At 63.8% G+C, this 19,494-nt stretch carries 18 protein-coding genes and 1 pseudogene; 14 read left to right on the top strand and 5 right to left on the bottom strand.

Annotation, left to right across the window (positions count from 1 at the left end; all coding sequences use genetic code 11):
- Positions 1-121: 121 nt before the first annotated feature.
- Positions 122-1,162 (bottom strand): LacI family DNA-binding transcriptional regulator, encoded by a 1,041-nt coding sequence (locus tag H0X90_RS04670; RefSeq protein WP_006496055.1) that lies wholly within the window; start codon positions 1,160-1,162, stop codon positions 122-124.
- A 313-nt stretch (positions 1,163-1,475) separates the two neighbouring features.
- On the opposite strand from H0X90_RS04670, the gene H0X90_RS04665 reads away from it, so the two are divergent.
- From H0X90_RS04665 to H0X90_RS04630, 8 genes are all read left to right on the top strand, one after another.
- Positions 1,476-2,393 (top strand): aldose 1-epimerase, encoded by a 918-nt coding sequence (locus tag H0X90_RS04665; RefSeq protein WP_062885357.1) that lies wholly within the window; start codon positions 1,476-1,478, stop codon positions 2,391-2,393.
- 136 nt (positions 2,394-2,529) lie between these two features.
- Positions 2,530-3,555 carry an ABC transporter substrate-binding protein gene (locus H0X90_RS04660; RefSeq protein ID WP_012493159.1) on the top strand — a complete coding sequence of 342 codons (1,026 nt, stop codon included), beginning with the start codon at positions 2,530-2,532 and terminating at the stop codon, positions 3,553-3,555.
- 69 nt (positions 3,556-3,624) lie between these two features.
- Positions 3,625-5,181, top strand: coding sequence for a sugar ABC transporter ATP-binding protein (locus tag H0X90_RS04655; protein ID WP_006493773.1), 1,557 nt, complete (start codon positions 3,625-3,627; stop codon positions 5,179-5,181).
- A 33-nt stretch (positions 5,182-5,214) separates the two neighbouring features.
- A complete protein-coding gene (locus H0X90_RS04650) occupies positions 5,215-6,192 on the top strand; it encodes an ABC transporter permease (RefSeq protein WP_006488625.1) in 978 nt (325 codons plus the stop codon).
- A gap of 16 nt (positions 6,193-6,208) precedes the next feature.
- Complete coding sequence (locus H0X90_RS04645; RefSeq protein WP_227739710.1) at positions 6,209-7,189, top strand: ABC transporter permease; 981 nt, start codon at positions 6,209-6,211, stop codon at positions 7,187-7,189.
- 79 nt (positions 7,190-7,268) lie between these two features.
- Positions 7,269-7,703 (top strand): cupin domain-containing protein, encoded by a 435-nt coding sequence (locus H0X90_RS04640; RefSeq protein WP_060267797.1) that lies wholly within the window; start codon positions 7,269-7,271, stop codon positions 7,701-7,703.
- 294 nt (positions 7,704-7,997) lie between these two features.
- The gene (locus H0X90_RS04635) at positions 7,998-8,135 is read left to right on the top strand and encodes an HHHH-motif protein (protein ID WP_006488624.1); all 138 of its coding nucleotides are present in this window, start codon (positions 7,998-8,000) and stop codon (positions 8,133-8,135) included.
- Positions 8,136-8,197: 62 nt separating this feature from the next.
- On the top strand, positions 8,198-8,659 hold the full coding sequence (locus H0X90_RS04630; protein ID WP_077190829.1) for a DUF3761 domain-containing protein: 462 nt from the start codon (positions 8,198-8,200) through the stop codon (positions 8,657-8,659).
- 107 nt (positions 8,660-8,766) lie between these two features.
- Here the strand turns inward: H0X90_RS04630 and H0X90_RS04625 are convergent, their stop codons facing one another.
- The gene (locus tag H0X90_RS04625) at positions 8,767-10,122 is read right to left on the bottom strand and encodes a polyhydroxyalkanoate depolymerase (RefSeq protein WP_077190828.1); all 1,356 of its coding nucleotides are present in this window, start codon (positions 10,120-10,122) and stop codon (positions 8,767-8,769) included.
- A 288-nt stretch (positions 10,123-10,410) separates the two neighbouring features.
- Here H0X90_RS04625 and H0X90_RS04620 point away from each other — a divergent pair, with 288 nt between their 5' ends.
- From H0X90_RS04620 to H0X90_RS04600, 5 genes and pseudogenes are all read left to right on the top strand, one after another.
- Complete coding sequence (locus H0X90_RS04620; protein ID WP_006496046.1) at positions 10,411-11,073, top strand: glutathione S-transferase family protein; 663 nt, start codon at positions 10,411-10,413, stop codon at positions 11,071-11,073.
- Between the two features lie 241 nt (positions 11,074-11,314).
- Positions 11,315-12,565, top strand: coding sequence for a Crp/Fnr family transcriptional regulator (locus tag H0X90_RS04615; protein ID WP_077190827.1), 1,251 nt, complete (start codon positions 11,315-11,317; stop codon positions 12,563-12,565).
- A gap of 13 nt (positions 12,566-12,578) precedes the next feature.
- A complete protein-coding gene (locus H0X90_RS04610) occupies positions 12,579-13,343 on the top strand; it encodes a flagellar motor protein (protein WP_006484340.1) in 765 nt (254 codons plus the stop codon).
- Between the two features lie 70 nt (positions 13,344-13,413).
- The gene (locus H0X90_RS04605) at positions 13,414-14,085 is read left to right on the top strand and encodes an OmpA family protein (RefSeq protein WP_048988925.1); all 672 of its coding nucleotides are present in this window, start codon (positions 13,414-13,416) and stop codon (positions 14,083-14,085) included.
- Positions 14,086-14,256: 171 nt separating this feature from the next.
- Positions 14,257-16,118, top strand: a pseudogene (locus H0X90_RS04600) (methyl-accepting chemotaxis protein).
- 284 nt (positions 16,119-16,402) lie between these two features.
- Here the strand turns inward: H0X90_RS04600 and H0X90_RS04595 are convergent.
- Genes H0X90_RS04595 through H0X90_RS04585 form a run of 3 tightly spaced genes read right to left on the bottom strand, consistent with a single transcriptional unit; the run spans position 16,403 to position 18,443 of the window.
- Positions 16,403-17,104 carry a hypothetical protein gene (locus tag H0X90_RS04595; protein WP_125346321.1) on the bottom strand — a complete coding sequence of 234 codons (702 nt, stop codon included), beginning with the start codon at positions 17,102-17,104 and terminating at the stop codon, positions 16,403-16,405.
- Complete coding sequence (locus tag H0X90_RS04590) at positions 17,104-17,568, bottom strand: hypothetical protein (RefSeq protein WP_125346323.1); 465 nt, start codon at positions 17,566-17,568, stop codon at positions 17,104-17,106. Before H0X90_RS04590 ends, H0X90_RS04595 begins: the two co-directional genes overlap by 1 nt.
- 2 nt (positions 17,569-17,570) lie before the next feature.
- The gene (locus H0X90_RS04585; protein ID WP_077190825.1) at positions 17,571-18,443 is read right to left on the bottom strand and encodes a ParA family protein; all 873 of its coding nucleotides are present in this window, start codon (positions 18,441-18,443) and stop codon (positions 17,571-17,573) included.
- A 649-nt stretch (positions 18,444-19,092) separates the two neighbouring features.
- On the opposite strand from H0X90_RS04585, the gene H0X90_RS04580 reads away from it, so the two are divergent.
- Positions 19,093-19,389: a hypothetical protein gene (locus H0X90_RS04580; protein ID WP_060212982.1), complete on the top strand. Its 297-nt coding sequence runs from the start codon at positions 19,093-19,095 to the stop codon at positions 19,387-19,389.
- The last annotated feature ends 105 nt before the right edge of the window (positions 19,390-19,494 follow it).

The raw sequence follows: 19,494 nt of genomic DNA, 5'->3' as shown, positions 1-19,494 counted from the left end.
TTACCCTCGAATGGGCGGCAACCGAGGGCAAGCAGGGGGCCGACAGGGTGTGCAAGCACGCACGGGCGGCGAATGTGCCGCCCGCGTCGCAGGGGGGTGTCGGAAGGAGGAAGGGGCGCGCCTACGCGCTCGCCGATTGCGCGGCCGTCTCGACGGTCCGCACCGACCCGCGCTCGACGAGCGGCCCGTCGAGCTTGATCGCGCGGCGGCGCACGGGCATGCCGACCGCACGGTTCTGTTCTTCCTGCAGCAGGATCTCGACCGCCCAACGGCCCAGCTCGTAGTTCGGCAGCACGATCGTCGACAGCGGCGGGTGCGTATGCCGCGCGATTTCCTGGTCGTCGTAGCCGAGCACCGAGATGTCGTCGGGCACGCGCATGCCGAGATGCTTGACGGCCTCGATCGCGCCGATCGCCATCAGGTCGTTCGCGCAGAAGATCGCGGTGGGCGGGTTCGGCTCGCGCAGCAGCGACAGCGTCTGCTCGAAGCCGGTGTCGGAGCCCCAGTCGCCGTCGCGCACGAGTTCCGGCGCGAACGGGATGTCGGCCGTGGCCAGCGCGGTGCGATAGCCCTTCAGCCGGTCCTTCGCGGCGTCCTGCCACGGTTCGCCGTTGACGTAGCCGATGCGCCGGTGGCCCGCGCGCAGCAGGTATTCGGTCGCCGCATGGCCGCCCGCGACTTCGGCCGGCACGATCGACGACAGCCCGCTGTCCGTCGTGTAGCAGTTGAGCAGCACGGCCGGCACGCGCAGCAGCTCGGCCGGCAGCGCGACCTTGCGCGTATAGACGGTCGCATAGACGACGCCGAGCAGGTTCGGCATCGCGAGCACCGATTCGAGCACCTGGCGCTCGATGTCGACGTTGCCGTGCGTCGAGTACACGGCGAGCAGCTTGCCGTTGGCATACGCCGCGTCGCGCGCGCCGTCGATGTTGACGACCGGGTGCGGGCTCGTCGAGATTTCGTCGGCCAGATAGACGATCAGGTCGCGCTCGCCGCCGTGCGTCATCGTCACTTCGCGCGGCAGGAACCGGTAGCCGAGCTCGTGCGCGATCTTCAGCACTTTTTCGCGCGTGGCGTCCGAGAACTTGGTGCCCGCCGCGTTGTTCAGCACGAGGGAGACGGTGGATTGCGACACGCCGGCAAGCTTGGCGATGTCGGTCATCGTGGGGCGACGTTGAGTAGAGCGTTTCACGGTAGGAGCGCGGTCCGGCCTCGGCAGGATGGGCAAATAAAGTCGGTGATGAACAGCGGGTCGGATCAATCTGACCCGACGGTAACATCGGCCATTCGGGCCGGCAATCAAGCTTTACGCGTGTTCCGCCGGATGCGTGGATGTCCGGATAATAATATCAACAAATATTATTGACCACGCGGGCGGCGCCGTGCCATCCTTGGCCGCACATGCCCGCGGCCGGATGCTGCATGCCGGCGACGGGGTCGTCAGCTTCATCCCGGGATGATCGATGCCGATGGGAATGCCCCGCCACACCGACCTGATCGAACTCGCCAGCGGGTCGACCCGCGTCTGCGTCGCGCCGCTGGCCGGCGGCTCGATCGCCGCGTACTACGACGAAGCGCCGGACGGCCCGCAGCACTGGTTTCGCCCGACCACCGACGCGGCGCTCGCGAGCGGCGATCCGCTGCGCTTCGCGAGCTTCCCGCTGTTTCCGTACTGCAACCGCATCCGCGACGCGAAGTTCGAATTCGACGGCCGCACGATCGACCTGTCCGGCCCGGACGATGCGTATCGTCACGCGCTGCACGGGCACGGCTGGCTGCGTCCGTGGCAGGTCGAGCGGCGCGACGAGATGCAGGTCGACCTGCGCTTCGAACATCGCCCCGATACAAGCCGCGCGGGCGACTGGCCGTTCCATTACGAGGCGCGCCAGTCGATCCGGCTCGACGGCCCCGTGCTGTCGATCACGCTGTCCGCGCGCAACCTCGGTGCACAGCCGATGCCGTTCGGCATGGGCCATCACCCGTATTACCTGCGCACGCCGCACACCGTCGTGAAGGCGCACGTCGACGCGATGTGGCATGCCGATGCGGACGTGCTGCCTACCCACGTCGGCGATCACCCGGCCGTCGCCGCGCTGCGCGGCGGGATGCCGGTCGATGCATTCGAGCTCGACAACAATTTCGTCGGCTGGTCGCGCGAGGCGGCGGTGATCTGGCCGGAGCGCGGCCGGCAACTGGTGCTGCAGGCCGAGCAGCCGTTCGACCAGCTCGTCGTGTACGCGCCGTCGGGCGCCGACGCGCTGTGCGTCGAGCCCGTCACGAACACGACGGACAGCTTCAATGCAACGGAACCCGCGTCGCTCGTCGGCGGCTGCGTGCTGGCGCCGGGCGAGTCGCTGCAGGCGACGTTGCGGTGGACGCCGGGCCCCGCCTGACGGGTTCGGCGATACGGGATTATCCTGAGTCGGGCAGGCGATAATATCGAGTAATAATATTAATTCGTGACGCCGATGCCGTCCGCAGGCGACGGGGCGCGGGCCGATCACGCCATCACAACATTTGGAGACGATGATGCCGAGCCGTGCAAAGCTGCAACGTATCGTGGTGACGATGGGTGTGACGCTCGGATGCGTCGCGATCGCGCATGCGCAGGACAATGCGCAGAAGGTCGGCGCGAGTTCCGCGCAGACCTGCACGAATCCGAAGCCGGGCGGCGTGAAGCTGACCGATCTCGTCGTCGGCTTCTCGCAGTCCGAGAACGAACAGAACCCGTTCCGCGCGACCGAAACCGCGTCGGTGCGTGCCGCCGCGAAGGCGGCCGGCGTCAAGCGGCTGCTGTATACGAATGCGAACGCGAACCAGGCGAAGCAGGTCGCGGATATCGAAAGCATGATCAACCAGGGCGCACAGGCGCTGATCGTCGCGCCGAACGATTCGACCGGCCTGCAGCCCGCGCTCGCGCAGGCGCGCGCGAAGGGCATTCCGGTCGTCACGATCGACCGCCAGACGGCCGGCACGCCGTGCCAGGATTTCATCACGTTCCTCGGCTCCGACTTCTTCCGGCAAGGGCAGCGCGCCGCGCAGGCGCTCGCCGATGCGACGGGCGGCAAAGCCGTGATCGCCGAGATCCAGGGCGGCTACGGCAATACCGTCGAGAGCCAGCGCACCGACGGCTTCGCCGACGGCCTGAAGAAATTCCCGAACATGAAGATCGTCGCGTCGCAAACCGCGAACTGGTCGGCCACCGAAGCGCAGAAGGTGATGGAGCAGGTATTGCTCGCGCATCCGGACGTGAACGCCGTCTACGCGCAGGCCGACACGATGGCGCTCGGCGCGATGACCGCGTTGCGGCAGGCCGGCAAGCAGCGCGGCGTGACGGTCGTGTCGATCGACGGCACCAAGGACTTCGTCACCGCGATCGCGAACGGTTCGGCCGCGGCGAGCGTCGAGACGAACCCGCGCTTCGGCCCGCTCGCGTTCAAGTCGCTCGAAGCATGGTTCGCCGGCAAGCCGGTCGCGCAGAAGCAGATCATGGATGACGCGCTGTACGACAAGGCGAACGCGAAGCATTCGCTCGAAGCGAACCTCGTCTACTGACCGGCTGGCAAACGCTCGGCAATCGCTCAATCGCTGCTCAACCGCTCAACCGCGAACGCGAGGCGCGCGATGGACGCAACGCTTCCCGCCGGACCCGGCGCCGACTCGGGCGCCCACGGCCAACCCGTCGTGCTCGAAACGCACGGCGTCGGCAAGACGTTCGGCGTCGTGCGCGCGCTGAACGGCGTGTCGCTGTCGCTGCGCGCGGGCGAGGTGCACGGGCTGATGGGCGAGAACGGCGCCGGCAAGTCGACGCTGATCAAGATCCTCACCGGCTTTCACCAGCCCGATGCGGGCGAGATCCGCGTCGACGGCGTGCCCGTGTCGTTCGACAGCCCGCGTGCCGCGCAGCGCGCGGGCATCTGCGCGGTCTACCAGGAAATCAACCTGATTCCCGAACGCAGCGTGGCCGAGAACATCTTCCTCGGTCACGAGCCGCGTCGCTTCGGCCCGTGGATCGACCGCCGCGCGATGCGGGCGCGCACCCGCGAGATCGTCGAGCGTTACGGACTCGACGTCGATCCGGCCGACAAGGTCGGCTCGCTCGGGCTCGGCCAGCAGCAGATGGTGTCGATCGCACGCGGCGTGTCGCTCGGCGCGCGCGTGCTGATTCTCGACGAGCCGACTTCCGCGTTGAGCGGTGCGGAAGTCGAGGTGCTGTTCGGCGTCGTCGAGCAGTTGCGCGCGACCGGCATCGCGATCGTGCTGGTGAGCCATCGGCTGTCGGAGTGCTACCGGATGTGCGACCGGCTCACCGTGCTGCGCGACGGCGCGGTGGTGCGCAGCGAGTCGCCGGACCGGCTGCCGCGCATGGCGCTGATTGCGGCGATGCTCGGCCGCGAAGTCGGTGCGCACGGCCCGCGCGAACAGGCGGAGACGGTGGCCGCCGACACGACGCGGGAGCCCGCGCTCGCCGTCGACGGGCTGCGCTGGGGCACGCGTTTGCGCGACGTGTCGTTCCGCGTCGCGCCGAAGGAGATCGTCGGGCTCGCCGGTTTGCTCGGCGCGGGCCGCACCGAAACGTTCAAGGCCGTATTCGGCGCGCAGCAGCCGGACGGCGGCGCGGTGCGCGTCGGCGGCAGGGCGCTCGACGGCGCCGACCCGGCGCGCGCGATTCGCGCGGGGCTCGCGTTCCTGTCCGAGGATCGCCGCTCGGAAGGCATTTTCTCGAAGCTGTCGGTGCGCGAGAACATCGTCGTGTGCGTGCTGCCGCGCATCGCCCGGTTCGGCTTCATCTCCGTGCGCAAGCAGGAGGCGCTCGTCGAGCGCTACATCCGCGAGCTGGGCATCAAGACGTCGCATGCGGGCGCGCCGATCTCGACGCTGTCCGGCGGCAACCAGCAGAAGGCGCTGATCGCGCGCTGCCTGTCGACCGAGCCGTCGGTGCTGCTGCTCGACGACCCGACGCGCGGCATCGACGTCGGCGCGAAGGCCGAGGTGCACGATCTCGTCAAACGGCTCGCCGACGACGGGCTCGCGGTGGTCGCGACGTCGTCGGAGATGGAAGAACTGCTCGAGCTGGCCGACCGGCTCGTGATCCTGCATGAAGGCGCGACGAGCGGCGAACTGCCGACGCGCGGCGCGAGCCCCGACGACGTGACCGCGCTGCTCGCGAACCAGACCTGACGCCCCGCACATCGACCCGAGGACGAGGACAGCGTGAATCTTGCCAACCTGATGAGCGAACCCGATGAAGCCCGCCGCCCGTCGCGCCGCTCGCTGTTCGCGCAGGCGCGCGACCACAGCGTGTATCTCGCGTTCGTCGCGCTCGCCGTCTTCAACCTGATCGTCACGCCCGGCTTCTCGAATCCGCTCGCCGCGCGCAGCCTGCTGTTCCAGGCCGCGCCGATCGTGCTGATCGCGCTCGGGCAGAACCTCGCGATCGCCACGCGCGGGATCGACCTGTCCGTCGGCTCGGTGATGGCGCTGTCCAGCGCAATCATCGCGGTGTGCCTGCCGTACGGGACCGGCGCGGCGTTCGCGGCGGCCATCGCGATCGGGCTCGCGGTCGGCCTGTTCAACGGCGGGCTCGTCGCGCGGCTCGGCATCGATCCGCTGATTTCCGGGCTCGCGTTGCTGGTCGCCGCGCGCGGGCTGGCGCAGGCGTTGCTCGGCGGCTCGCGCGTGAGCCTGCCGCCGTCCGATGCGTTCGACTTCGTCGGCATCGGCACGTGGTTCGGTCTGCCGGTCGTGATGCTGATCGCGCTCGTGTGCGCGGCCGTCGTGTTCTTCGTCGTGCGCAACACGACGTTCGGGCGCTACACGATTCTCGTCGGCGCGAGCCGCGATGCCGCGCATCTCGCCGGCGTGCCGGTGCGGCGCACGCTGCTGGCGGTCTATGCGGCGAGCGGGGCGCTGGCCGGGCTGGCCGGCCTGTTCGCCACCGCGCGGCTCGGCGCAGGCGATCCGAACTATGTCGGCGTGAACTTCGAACTCGATGCGATCGCCGCGTCGGTGATCGGCGGCACGCCGCTGTCCGGCGGGCGCGTGTCGATCGTCGGCACCGTGTTCGGCGTGCTGCTCCTGCAACTGCTCGATGCCAGCTTCATCATGAACAACATCAGCTACACGTATGCGCAGATCCTGAAGGCCGCGTTCATCCTCGGCGCGCTGTATCTGCAACGCTCGGGAGCCTGACATGTCGACCGCGCCGATGACTCCGCACACCGCGCAGGATGCCGGCCGCGCGCGCCGCGCGCAGTTCGTCCGGCTCGTGCAGGCGCGCGGCGCGATCGCGATCCTCGTGCTCGTCTGCCTGATCGCCGGCCGCGTGTTTCCGCATTTCCTGAGCGCGCCGAACCTGCTCGATATCGTCGCGGCCGCCGCGTTCGTCGCGCTGATCACGATCGGGCAGAGCTTCGTGATCATCCTCGGCGGGTTCGACCTGTCGGTCGGCTCGCTCGTCGGGCTCGGCACCGTGATCGCCGCGTATGCGGCGCCGTACGGCTGGGGCGCCGCGCTGGCCGCGCCGGTGTGCGTCGGGCTGATCGTCGGGCTCATGAACGGCTGGCTGATCGCCCGCGCGCGGATGGCGCCGTTCATCGTCACGCTCGCCGCATTGCTCGGCTTGAAAGGGCTGTCGCTCGTGCTCGCGAGCCAGGACATGCTGATCGCGAACCCCGGCTTCTTCGCGACGATCGCGAACGGCTCGCTGTTCGGCGTCGGCCATCTCGTGTGGATCGTGCTCGTCGCGTATCTCGTCGCCGCGTTCGTGCTGAATCACACGCGCTACGGCGCGGGCGTGTTCGCGATCGGCGGCAACGAGGAGGCGGCGCGCATGCTCGGCGTGAACGTCGAGGGGCTCAAGGTCGTCACGTACGGACTGAGCGGGGCGCTGGCGGGGCTGGCCGGCGCGCTGCTCGCGTCGCGGCTCGATTCGGGGCTGCCGGGCGCCGGCAACAGCTACGAGCTGCAATCGATCGCGGCGGCGGTGATCGGCGGCGTGCTGCTGACGGGCGGCGTCGGCACGCTGTTCGGCCCGCTCGCGGGCGTGCTGCTGCTCGGCGTGATCGAGAACGTGATCAACCAGGTCGGCACGTTGAGCCCGTACTACCAGAACCTCGCGAGCGGCGCGTTCCTGCTGCTCGCGGTGATCGTGCAGACGCTGCTGACCGGCAAGCGGCGCAAGCGCTGACGCGCACGGTGCCGTGCCGCCGCAAACTGGAACGCTTAATGCTTGTCTCGCGTGATCCTTTCGATGAAGGAGCACCGCGATGAGCACGCCGATCACCACCGCTTTTTCTCACGTGAAGCCGCAGGACACCGCCTTTCAAGGCGAGGGCCTGCGCGACTTCTTCCTGTACCGCGATCTCGGCATCGCCGCCGCGACGAACGGCAAGGTCGTCGCGCAACTCGTCAGGGCCAATCATGCACCGGAGGCGGGCACCGGCTGGCACCGTCACGAGGCCGAGTTCCATATCGTGATCATGCTGAAGGGCTGGGCGCGCTTCATGTACGGCGAACAGGAAACGCTGGTGGCGGCGGGTGACTGCGTGCACCAGGCGCCGGGGATCGTCCACTACCTGTTCGATTACTCGCCGGACATGGAGTACCTGGAGATCGTCGGGCCTGCCGACTTCAAATCGATCGATGTCGACGGGCCGTGCGCGGTGCCGGAGCCGACGCCGTGGGGCGAGGTCGGTGCGTAGCCTGTCGAGTGGGTGTGCGTTCTAGACGAACCGCCTGCATTCAGGCGGTTTTTTATTGGTCGGCGCGATTTACGCGCACTGCTTTTCGCTTCGACACATTCCTTCGAATTCCAAACGATCGAGAAGCTGAAGAACCAGAAAGAAAAGAAAGACATTCGTCAGCTTCGATCGTCGACAGGCGATGCGATGTCAAAGATCGTCAATTGCCCGCAGGGGCGGTGCACGGCGTGTCGACGCCCGGCGTTAAGGAGGTACCAGCCGGATCACCGGCTGACTATCCGGGAGAGTTTCACCATGAACCGCATCGCGAAGATCCTGACGGCCACCGCACTGGCTTGCGCCGTGCTCGTGCCGGCACTGGCCGAAGCGCATTCGCACCGCGTGTGCCACTTCGATCATCACCATCATCGCGTGTGCCGCTGGGTGCGGTAACCGTCGCTGTCGCCGGGAATGTCCCGGACGCTTTCGTCATTCAGGCAAATCAGGAGAGGATCATGAAAAAAACGATGTTGATCGCCGCGCTGGTCGCCGGCATGGGTGTGTCGATCGGTGCGTTCGCGCAGGTTCCGGCCAGCGCGCCGGCCGGCACGACCGGGCTGTGCAAGGACGGCTCGTTCTACTCGGGCGCGTCGAAGAAGGGCGCATGTGCGGGCCACAAGGGCGTGAAGACGTGGTACGGCGCATCGGGCGCTGCCGCGGCGAGCGCACCGGCCGCGGCCCCGGCTACGGCGGCTTCCGCCGCGCCGGCATCGGGCGCCGCAGGCGCGAAGAGCGCCGCCGCGACGGCCGCGGCGCCGGGCGGCGGCGCGGGCAAGGTGTGGGCGAACGACAGCACGAAGGTCTATCACTGCTCGACCGACAAGTACTACGGCAAGACGAAGCACGGCAGCTACATGTCGGAAGCCGACGCGAAGGCGAAGGGCTACCACGCGTCGCACGGCAAGGCCTGCTCGTAACGAGCCGGCCCGGCGCGCGAGCGGTTTCGCTCGCGCGTCGTCCGAATGCTGCAGCACACATCGCCCCGCTTCTCCGCCGGGGCGATTCACTGTTTGGCTAGCCGCGTTCAGTGCGCGTGCGCCGATTGCGTTTCGGTCGCCGCATCGATCCCTGATGCCCGTGCATCGAGCAGCGCGCGCAGCGTGACGTAGTGCGCGCCGTGCGTGTCGCCTTGCGCGTCCGCGGTGCGATCGTACGGCTCGTTGTCGTGGATCGTCGCCCGCACGATCGGATAGATCTGCGTTTCCCACCGGCTGCCGTTGAACACGCCGTAGTGCCCGACGCCCGTCTGTACATGGTGCGTCTTCAGGTACGACGGCAATCCCGAACACAGTTCCTGCGCGGCCACCGTCTGGCCTACCGCGCAGATATCGTCCTTCTCGCCTTCGATCGTCAACAGCGCGGTGCGATGAATCGCCGCCGGTTCGACCAGCGTGTCGCCCACCGCCAGCTCGCCGCGCGCGAGCGCGTACTGCTGGAACACCTTCTCGACCGTTTCCAGATAGAACTCCGCGGTGAGGTCGGCCGTCGCGAAATATTCGTCGTAGAAGTGCCGCAACGTGTCGGCTTTCGCGGGGTCGCCTTTCGCGCGCTCGTAGTACAGATCGGCGAACGACGCCGCATGGCGGTCCGGGTTCATCGACATGAACGCGCCGACCTGCACGAAACCCGGATACACGCACCGCTGCGCGCCGACGAAACCCGTCGGCACCACGCTGATCAGGTTGCGCGCGAACCATTCGATCGGCTGGCTCGTCGCGAGTTCGTTGACCTTCGTCGGATTCACGCGGCAGTCGATCGGGCCGGCCATCAACGTGAGGCTCGCGGGCTGCGCGGGATCGCCGCCGGCCGCCATCAGCGAGACGGCCGCCAGCGACGCGACGGTCGGCTGGCAGATCGCCAGCACGTGCGCGTCCGGGCCGATGTGGCGGATGAAGTCGATCACGTGCGTGACGTACTCGTCGAAGCCGAAGCGTCCGGCCGCCAGCGGGATGTCGCGCGGGTTGTGCCAGTCGGTGATGTACACGTCGTGGTCGGCCAGCATCGTGCGCACCGTGCCGCGCAGCAGCGTCGCGAAGTGCCCGGACATCGGCGCGACGATCAGCACGCGCGGCTGGCGCGCGACCGGCCGCGCCTTGCGGAAATGCAGCAATGTCGCGAACGGCGTGACCGCCGCCGCTTCCTCGACGATCGGCACCGTGTCGCCGTCGACGACGACCGACGCGATTCCGAACGGCGGCCGCCGATGCGAGAACGCGCAGCATTCGAGCAGTTCGCACAGCGCGTCGACCATGCGGCCGGTCGGCGTCGATGTCGCCGGCGGCCACAGCGACATCGTCGCGCGGGTGGCGGCGGCCCATGCACGCGCCGGGCGCAGGCATTCCGCAGACCATTGATAAAACGGATAGGCAAGCAGGTTCATGACCGTCGCTCGTGACGCCGCATTGCAAGGAACGAGGCAAGCCGTATGCCAGCGTGAGGCTGGCACGCGCGTTGCAGCGGTTCGGGAGCGCGGCGGCACGCGCGGGACGTGATGACGCAGGGGCGAAGGCGACGCGTTGCCTTCCCGGTCGGGCGTGCGACACGTGCCGCGCGGCCGTGCGACGTTGCGCCAGTTCGGCGAACGGACCGCACAGACGTGGTGCGGCCGTTCATGCGGCGCGTCCGTTTACGGTGCAGGGGCACGAACGACATTCAGCAGGGGAGCGACATGGAATCCAACGCACGGACGACGCTGACCATCAGCAGCCGCAATTACTCGTCGTGGTCGATGCGCGGCTGGCTGCTCGCGAAGCTGAGCGGGCTCGCGTTCGAGACGATCAGCGTGCCGATCGATGCGACGTCGCGCGCGGAGCTGCTGCTGCTGTCGCCGTCGATCCTCGTGCCGTGCCTGACGCACGACGGCAACGCGGTGTGGGATACGCTCGCGATCGCCGAATACCTGAACGAGATCCGCCCGCAGGCGCGGCTGCTGCCCGACGACCGGCATGCGCGCGCGCATTGCCGGTCGATCTGCGGCGAGATGCATTCCGGCTTCAGCGCGTTGCGATCCGCGCTGCCGATGAACCTGCGCGGCCATTTCCCCGGCTTCCGGATCTGGTCGCGCGCGCAGCACGACATCGAGCGGATCGTGACGATCTGGCGCGAGTGCCTGGCCGAGTACGGCGGCCCCTGGCTGTTCGGTGCCGAGATCGGCATCGCCGACGCGATGTATGCGCCGGTCGTCACGCGCTTCCTGACCTACGACGTGAAGCTCGAACCGGACGTCGCCGAGTATTGCATGCGCGTCCTCGCGCATCCGTTCGTCGCCGAGTGGATCGACGCGGCGAAGGCCGAGCACGAAGACATCGACGAACTCGACATGGAGTTCTGACCGGACGCATGTGGTCGCGGTGGGCTTTCAATTTCACTACATGCGCAAACGGCGAAACGAACGATCGATGCGCCCGCGCAATCCGCAAACGTTTTACCTTGATTTCGGTTCGAAACGAGCACGAATGCCCTAAAGGATGTTGCGCGCGATGACGTAAACGAGTCACGGGGACGACTCGCGATCGCATGCTTCAGACGTGCGACGCGCAGTCCGCAATAACCAGCGCAGCAGGGGAATCGACTTGAATCGTCAGCAATCGTGGACGCGCACCGCGGCGCCCGGAGAAATCATCTACTCGGAGGGCTTCGCGGGCGAGCCCGTCATCTTTCTGATTACCGACGGCAAGGTCGAGCTGTCCACGCGCTGCGAAGACAAGCGCGTGATCGTCGCGACGCTCGGCCGCGGCGAATTCTTCGGCGAATCGGCGCTGCTCGCCGCCGAACCGCGCACGCATACCGCGAAGGCGCTTTCGTTCTGTCAGCTCACCGTCGTGCCGGCCGGCATGCTCGATGAAGAAATCGAGCGCGTGTCCGCGCTGCTGCGTCATATCGTGCGAACGATGATCCGCCGCGTGAAGCGCAAGGACGACCAACTGGCGACCTATACGCATGCCGATTTCATGCCGGGCGTGCTGTCGTATGCGCACGTGCTGTCGCTGATGGCCGGCGCCGACGCGCGCGAATCCGGCGACACGTGGGCACGCCGGCCGATGCAGGCGCACGCGGCCGAAACCTCGGTGCCGCTTGCCGAAGTGATTCGCAAATGCCGCGCGATTGCCGGCCATTCGCGGCCGCACGTGCTCGCGATGCTGCGGCGCATGGAGAAGCTCAACCTCGTCACGATCGAAGCCGCGCAGGGCGACGGCACCGGCGGCGCAAGCGATTACGCGGCTTCGTCGGATGCGCGCCAGGTCGTCACGTTCGACGCCGCCCGCGTGATCGACCGCGCGCAACAGGTGGCCGATCACGATCTCGACGTATCGATCAACAGTGAACTCGAACTCATCGAACTGGCCGATCTCGAATCGCTGATCGGCGTCGACAAGACGCTGCTGCTCAACAAGCTGTCGAACGGCGAGATCGCGGAAGAAGTGTTCGCGTTCCGCAAATCGAAGGTGCTGAACTACGTCGAACAAAAGGGTGTTGCGTACTTCTCGCGCCGCAACGCGCGCCGCGGCGGCGACGTGCGCGCGCTCGAGGATCTCGTCTGGATCGACCAGCGCACGCTGTTCGACGTGATCAGCGCGTTCGATACCTATGACCTCGCGAAGCTGATCGCGAACCTCGACGATCGCGCGGTGGCCGACAAGCTGTTTTCCGTGATGACCGAGGCGCGGCGCAACGAGGTGTCGTGGGTGATGCGCCGCGAACTCAAGCTCGATCCGGTCGAGATCGACGAGATCGAACAGCGCGTGCTGGAGGCCGTACGCGCGGCGAAGGCGCCTGCGGCGGGCGCAACGGCCGTTGCGTCGACTTCGGCGTCGGATGCGTGATACGGAGGCGCGTATGGATCTGTTGACCCTGGTCGGGGTGGTGCTGGGCGGCGCGGCGATCGTGTTCGGGTTCGCGCTGGAAGGCGGGCATTTCTCGATGCTGTTCCAGTTCGAGGCGCTCGTGATCGTGCTCGGCGGCACGCTCGGCGCGGTGATGATCCAGAACACGTGGGCGCGCTTCTTCGACGCGGTGAAGCAGTTGCGGCTCGCGTTCGTGCGGGCGCGCGAAGTCGATCGCAAGAACCTGTCCGACCTGCTCGAATGGGGCGATCGCGCGAAGCTCGACGGGCTGCTCGCGTTCGAATCGATGGACGTGAGCGGCATTCATCCGTTTGCGCGGCGCGGGCTCGAACTGCTGGCGAACGGCGTGTCGACCGCGGTGCTCGAAGATGCGTTGCAGCGCGAACTCGATGCGTACGAACGTAGCCGCCTCGCCGCCGTGCGCGTGTGGCAGCAGGCCGGCGGCTATGCGCCGACGTTCGGCATTCTCGGCTCGGTGCTCGGGCTCGTGCAGGTGACGAGCCATATTCTGGAGCCGGCGCAGCTCGGGCCGGGCATCGCGGTGGCGTTCGTCGCGACGCTGTACGGGCTCGCGTTCGCGAACCTCGTGTTCCTGCCGCTGTACGGCAAGCTGCGCGCGCAGATCGACAGCGAGATGCGCTTTCGCAAGCTGTATCTCGACGGCTTGCTCGCGATCTCGCGCAAGGAGTCGCCGCATACGATCGAAACGCGATTGACCGGCGATGTGCGCGGGCGGGCGGCGGAATCGCTCGCGTGATGTCCGTGTGCTTCGTGCTTGCGCGTGGGCCTGTATCTGTACCGTATGACGAACCCGGATTCCCGACGGCATGACTGCTCGAACTGACGGCGCATCCGCTGCCGATCGCGACGATGACGAACTCGAAGGCGCGCAGTCCGGACGCTGGCTGATTTCGTACGCGGATCTCATCACGACGCTGATGGTGCTCTTTCTCGCGCTGTATGTGCTGCAGCTCGCGAAATACAACGCGCTCGATGCGCGGTATCAGACGCTTGCGCGGCAGGCCGGGGGCGCGGCGACTGCCGCCGTCGATACCGCGGAGTCCGACCCTGCGCCGCCGTGGCTCGCGTTGCTCGATTCGTTGAAGTCGAATGGACGCATTTCGCTGGTGAAGGCGCCGCATGGCGTCGAGATCGGTATCGACGCGAAGATTCTGTTCAACGTCGGCGATGCGCGGTTGCTGCCCGATTCGTCGCCGGTGCTGAACCAGATTGCGCAGGCATTGAGCGCGCATGCAACCGGCGACATCCTCGTCGAAGGCCACACCGACAGCGTGCCGATCGCGAACGCGAAATACGAATCGAACTGGGAGCTTTCGTCGGCGCGGGCGGGGAGTGTGGTGCGTTATCTGACCGAGCGCGGTGTCGCGCCGCATCGGCTGGCGGCGATCGGGCGGGCGGATACGCAGCCGCTTGTCGCGGGGGACGATGCGGCATCAAGAGCGCGAAACCGGCGCGTCACGATCTTCGTTGCGTATTGATCCGCGCGTTGTATTTGCATGGTTCTCGTACATATAGGCGGCTGCATATGCCCGCCCATCAACAACATAACGAATCTCGAATGATCGACATTTGAAATCAACGATGTGGTTCTGCGCGTGCATGCCGATAACCCAAACTGGCTCAGACCGAGCGGTTATCGAGGGTTCCCCATGCATTTCTGGCGCAAGCTTTCCATTCAGAACAAGCTGATTCTCAGCATGACGAGTTGCCTGCTCGTGTTCGTCGCGATTTCGAGCGGGCTCAGCGTTCGTCTGATCGGCAACGCGGTGCGAGAGCGCGTCGTCCGCGAAGAGCTGCCGACCGCCGTCAACGGCATCCGCGCCGACGTGCAGCGCCAGATGGCCGGCCCGATCGCCGCGTCGCGCATTCTCGCGCGCGATGCGTTCCTGCTGCAATGGGAAGCCGACGGCGAACCCGATGCCGGCACGCGCAACTGGATCCAGCTCGCGAAGAACGTGAAGGACGAGCAGAAGGCCGCGTCCGTGCAGTGGGTGTCGGTGAAGAGCGGCAACTACTACAACGAAGCCGGCCTGCAGCGGAAGGTGACCGACAAGGATCAGTGGCTGACCAGCTTCCTGTCGTCGGGCAAGGCGTACGACGTGAACATGGATCGCGAGGTGACCGTCGGCGGCTACATGATGTTCATCAACAGCCGCGTGGAACTCGACGGCGTGCCGATCGGCGCGGCGTGCATGAGCCTGTCCGTCGATGCGCTCGCGAAGGGTATCTCGGCTTACCGGATCGGTGACACCGGGTTTGCGTATCTCGTGCGCCCCGACGGCGCGATCATGATGCATCGCGATACGTCGCTGATCGACGGCAAGCATTTTCTGAAGGATGAACCGGGGCTGCCGGGGGATGCGTCGTCGACGTTGCTTGCGGGTAAGCCGTATGCGTATCTGAGCTACGAGGGTGATGGCGGCGCGCGGTTCATCGCGACGTCGTTTATTCCTGAGTTGAATGCGTATGTGGTCGTTCAGGTACCGCAGGCCGAACTGCTCGGGCCGGTGACGCGTGCGATCCGTAGTGCGGCGCTGGTCGCGGCGGTGGTGGGGCTTGGGGTTGCGTTGATCGTGATCTGGCTGGTGGGGCGTGCGATTGCCGCGCCGATTCGTCGGGCGGCTACGCTGCTGTCGGAGATTGCCAGCGGTCAGGGCGATTTGACGCGCCGGATGACGGTTGAGAGCGAGGACGAGATCGGGCAGTTGTCGGATGCGTTCAACCGGTTCGTGTCGTCGCTGTCGACGCTCGTTCATCGGATTCGTGCGGCTTCGGCTTCGATTGCGACCGGATCGGCGCAGATTGCTTCAGGGAATGCGGATCTGAGCGAACGCACCGAAGGGCAGTCGAGCAACCTGGAGCGAACGGCTTCGTCGATGGAAGAGATCACGGCCGTGGTGCGCAACAACACCGAGACGGCGACGACGGCCGCGAAGATGATCAATGGCGCGGCGGATACGGCGGCGCGGGGCGGGCAGGTGGTGGGCGAGGTCGTGACGACGATGGAGCAGATCAGTGACGCTTCGCAACGGATTTCCGAGATCATCGTGATGATCGACAGTATCTCGTTTCAGACGAATATTCTGGCGCTGAATGCAGCGGTGGAGGCGGCGCGGGCGGGGAGCAGGGGCGCGGGTTTGCTGTTGTTGCTTCGGAGGTGCGGAATCTGGCGCAGCGTAGTGCGCAGGCGGCGAAGGAGATTAAATCGCTGATCGAGCATAGCGCGGGAACGGTGGGTGCCGGGTCGCGGCTCGTTAGTGAGGCGGGGAAGGTGATGAGTGATGTTGTCTCGCAGGTTCAGGGCGTTAGCGCGATGATGAGCGAGATTGCGGAGGCTAGCCTGGAGCAGAGTGCCGGGATTGATCAGATCGGGGACGCGGTGCAGTCGCTCGATCAGATGACGCAGCAGAATGCGGCTTTGGTCGAGGAAAGTGCGGCGGCAGCGGAGAGTTTGAAGCAGCAGGCGGCGGAATTGACGAAGCTGGTTTCGGCTTTTAAGGTGGATGAGTAAGGGCTGATTTGCGGTTTGGAGCTGGGGTGTTCTGACGGCGGCTGCCGTGGGGTCACGGCAGCCGTTTTTGCTTGTAGGCGCGGGATTGATGACATTTATATAAATGAAACGCATTTCCAGCTTTAGGATTGCGGCGGCGCGAACGTGGTCTAGGTGAATGACTGGTTAAGCTCGTCGGGACGGTCAAGGGGAGGGGGGTTGCACAGCGGGCGAATGGCATGCAAAGCGTCGTTCCCGATGACAACTGGTTGTGCATTATTGGATCATATGGATCCTCTGAGATGCTAAACAACAGTCTTGAAGAATGTGGTTTTTTGAATGGGCGTCTTGAAGCGATTTTCCAAATTCTCCATCAGATTTTTGGGAATATGAAGCCAGTCCTTTGCGAATAGGGCCATTAAAACATCACTAATATATTCGTCAACTGATTTCGCGATTTCTGCTAACTCGTCCCCGGTCTTTCTATTGCGAACGACTTCGGCCAAATTGTTTGCGACCGGGAGTGTTATTGCGCTTTGTGAATGAATGTGTGCAGAAAGAAATCTGTATGTGTCAATTTCTTTTCTGGTTGCGGTATTTTTTAGAATTCCATAGCGCTCTCCAAATCCGTCAAAGTATCGCGTGAAATATTCAAACATTTCCTTCTTTAGTTTGAATCCATCGCCTGTTGCATTCACGTTTTCCCATTCAATTCGATGATCTTTGAAATAAAGCCATGTTAACATAACATCGATCTCGGTTCGCATTGAAAACAGTGCCGGTCTTACTAGGCCAAGTGCCGCACAGGCGGCGGCCTCGACAAGCGATGACGCAACGCCAGAGATCAATTCGTCGGCAACGCCAGTCTTTAAGCGGTCCAAATATGGTAGCCACTGAAGAACGAGTGCAGAGTTGGCGTCGATTAAAGAAGCAACCGCGACTCCGTCAGTAGTGGCGAAAGAGTTGACTCGCTCTCGAAGCGCGTCAACCTGTGCTTGAGCGCTCATTATCGATTACCTCGATGTAACCAGTCGTCTTTTTCTGCCGATCCGTGTACTCGCTCATTTCGAAGGCGTGTGACAACATGAAGAATCTCAGACGCAGAAAACTCTTTAAGCAAGTTCCTGATCCAATTCGCAAAACCCGCCTTTGTATTTACCGGGGGTACTGTACGTCCAGGAAACGAGGCTTTCAAATATCTTGGTAGTAAATTGTAGGCCTCGGTTTTTGTAAGATCCATCTCGTGTAGCAAGTCAGTGACGCGATTAGTCATGCTATCGTCAGGTTGTTCCAATAAGTCCGTCTCTCGTTCGACTTCACTACTTTGCAAGCGTCGGAGTGCAATCTCATATTCCTGCAATATTTGCCTTGGACTTGCTTTTGAGATTTCGTCGATAATCTCATGAACCTGTCTACGGTCAAAATTCGCAGCGGCGAGCAGAGTGCAGAAGTGTCGGATTGTGGTCTTCATGATTACCATCCTAGCGGGGTCTTGAGGTCGTCGACGATCCGCGAGAAACGTTGTTTTAACGCATTCATATGAGCAACTCTCCGTTCCGTCGCAAACCCCGTTTGCCCTTCCTTCGCAGAGAGCAGGCCAGAGAATTTTAATGTAGTCGGCAGCGTGATGGGGCCTAGTTTCGGGTCTGCGCGAAGGGTATTCTCAACGTTTACGTCATGCTTGGCAGCAGTTCCGTTAACGAGTACGATCTGCTTCGGCTTGCTGGTTAATACCGGGACATGATCGATGAATTCATTTAGTAATTCGAGCCCCAATATTGAATATCGATCTGGTCTAACCGGAACGAGCAGGTGAGTCGAGGCAAGTAGGGCGCATACAGTCATAAATGAGCTGCTCGGATTGCAGTCAATGCATACTAAATCGTATTGTTGTCTTGCATTGTTTATAAAATCGAGAAAGCGATTTCGTACCGGTTGAAGTGCCTTTTGGTCGTCAACAAGAGTGTATTTCGTCATTCGAAAGTCGCCGGCTAATAGGCTTATGGCCGGCTTCTTGGTTTGAGTCCATACTCGCAAAGGAACAACGACAGATTCAACGGATGGCGGCGGCCCCATTCCGCTGGTTATCTTGAAAAGCGAGGGCTCCGGATCAGGTTCCATAACCGAAAATATTGTTTTATTTGCGAGCTTGGTCTTCTCAAATGTGGATCGACTCATTAGGGTTTGGGTCAAATTGAATTGAGGGTCGAAATCAATTAGAAGAACGGATTTGCCTAGCTTTTCCGCTAAATGTCTAAATAAATGTGCACTTATGGTTGTCTTTCCAACTCCGCCTTTCATGTTTAATACGGAGATGGTTGGTGCAAGTGAGGCTTGATTTCCCATTTATTTTTCCTCTATTTATATCGTTATTTCTGTGTTTCTGGTGCGCTGCTTCGAGCGCCGAATGCACAAAATGCTGGTCTCCAATGTGTGTGCACGAGGCCGTTCGATTCTACCTTGAGTTTGGATTGATTGTGTACAGCACAACGGGCTTTGTTCTGCATAGGTTCATCAACATGGAGAGCTATCGGCCAGGACAAGGTGGGCCGCGTAGAGCTTCTTTGATGTGCTATATCGTATTGCTCCGTCGACGGAGCCTCAGACGTATACTCGTGAATGGCAGTTTACGAGAGCGTAACGATTGACTGCAGTCCCTCTGGGGACTGGTTTTAGCGATTCGGTGAACGTTCACCGAATCGCAGCATCCGTCTTGTGTTGAGCGTATCTCTATACCTAATGGCCAATCCCCCTCATTTCCCCATTTCTGAGATGCCAGCCCGACTACACTGGTCATGAAGCATTGCTTCTCGCCATCGGAAGTTGACCGCAGTCCCCTCCGCCCCGATGGTCGAAAGAAAGCCGTCTTGCCCAACAAGACCCAGCGAAGAGGGGAGAAAGAAGGGGAAACCCGAGGGACCAAAGAAGCGCGGGCCGCATGGGCGGCAACCCATACGACCCGCTGACCACCGCCAACTCACCCAAGGAGTCGGAAATGGCTGACGCCAATACTAAGCCACGTCGTAGAAAGAGCAAACCCGTCAACATGCAGAAGAGGTTTGAGCTGGTCCTGCGCAACTACCCGGACCTTCCTAAACGAGGCTGGCCGTACCTGCCGTGGATGCAGGCGATCGACATTGATTTCAAGATCTTCGGATTCAAGCCGGGCGACCGCATATATCTGAACGCCAACTACGTGACCCGGCAGATCACGATCACGCCGGACTACGGCCAGTTGGCGCTGCGAGAGCAGCCGTACCACGATCCTGATTGGGTGCCGCCGCCGCTGTAACCTCTGCGAGGGCCGCTTGATGCGGCGCTAGCGAGTGGAACGCAGGCATTTCCCGAATGCGATTGACCGCCGGGGCGACACCGCCCCGGCCATTGCCGCAAAGGC

Source organism: Burkholderia sp. 9775_39 (assembly GCF_015712225.1).
Lineage (GTDB): Bacteria > Pseudomonadota > Gammaproteobacteria > Burkholderiales > Burkholderiaceae > Burkholderia > Burkholderia cenocepacia.
The sequence above is the reverse complement of the archived record's forward strand: the minus strand, read 5'-3'. Positions and strand labels throughout refer to the sequence as shown.

What these genes read in the sequence shown, in the direction of transcription:
- H0X90_RS04630 (WP_077190829.1), top strand. Translation starts at nt 8,198, where the DNA reads ATGAAAAAAACGATGTTGATCGCCGCGCTGGTCGCCGGCATGGGTGTG.
- H0X90_RS04610 (WP_006484340.1), top strand. Translation starts at nt 12,579, where the DNA reads ATGGATCTGTTGACCCTGGTCGGGGTGGTGCTGGGCGGCGCGGCGATC.
- H0X90_RS04620 (WP_006496046.1), top strand. Translation starts at nt 10,411, where the DNA reads ATGGAATCCAACGCACGGACGACGCTGACCATCAGCAGCCGCAATTAC.
- H0X90_RS04640 (WP_060267797.1), top strand. Translation starts at nt 7,269, where the DNA reads ATGAGCACGCCGATCACCACCGCTTTTTCTCACGTGAAGCCGCAGGAC.
- H0X90_RS04660 (WP_012493159.1), top strand. Translation starts at nt 2,530, where the DNA reads ATGCCGAGCCGTGCAAAGCTGCAACGTATCGTGGTGACGATGGGTGTG.
- H0X90_RS04605 (WP_048988925.1), top strand. Translation starts at nt 13,414, where the DNA reads ATGACTGCTCGAACTGACGGCGCATCCGCTGCCGATCGCGACGATGAC.
- H0X90_RS04670 (WP_006496055.1), bottom strand. Translation starts at nt 1,162, where the DNA reads ATGACCGACATCGCCAAGCTTGCCGGCGTGTCGCAATCCACCGTCTCC.
- H0X90_RS04655 (WP_006493773.1), top strand. Translation starts at nt 3,625, where the DNA reads ATGGACGCAACGCTTCCCGCCGGACCCGGCGCCGACTCGGGCGCCCAC.
- H0X90_RS04580 (WP_060212982.1), top strand. Translation starts at nt 19,093, where the DNA reads ATGGCTGACGCCAATACTAAGCCACGTCGTAGAAAGAGCAAACCCGTC.
- H0X90_RS04625 (WP_077190828.1), bottom strand. Translation starts at nt 10,122, where the DNA reads ATGAACCTGCTTGCCTATCCGTTTTATCAATGGTCTGCGGAATGCCTG.
- H0X90_RS04595 (WP_125346321.1), bottom strand. Translation starts at nt 17,104, where the DNA reads ATGAGCGCTCAAGCACAGGTTGACGCGCTTCGAGAGCGAGTCAACTCT.
- H0X90_RS04635 (WP_006488624.1), top strand. Translation starts at nt 7,998, where the DNA reads ATGAACCGCATCGCGAAGATCCTGACGGCCACCGCACTGGCTTGCGCC.
- H0X90_RS04585 (WP_077190825.1), bottom strand. Translation starts at nt 18,443, where the DNA reads ATGGGAAATCAAGCCTCACTTGCACCAACCATCTCCGTATTAAACATG.
- H0X90_RS04665 (WP_062885357.1), top strand. Translation starts at nt 1,476, where the DNA reads ATGCCCCGCCACACCGACCTGATCGAACTCGCCAGCGGGTCGACCCGC.
- H0X90_RS04645 (WP_227739710.1), top strand. Translation starts at nt 6,209, where the DNA reads ATGACTCCGCACACCGCGCAGGATGCCGGCCGCGCGCGCCGCGCGCAG.
- H0X90_RS04590 (WP_125346323.1), bottom strand. Translation starts at nt 17,568, where the DNA reads ATGAAGACCACAATCCGACACTTCTGCACTCTGCTCGCCGCTGCGAAT.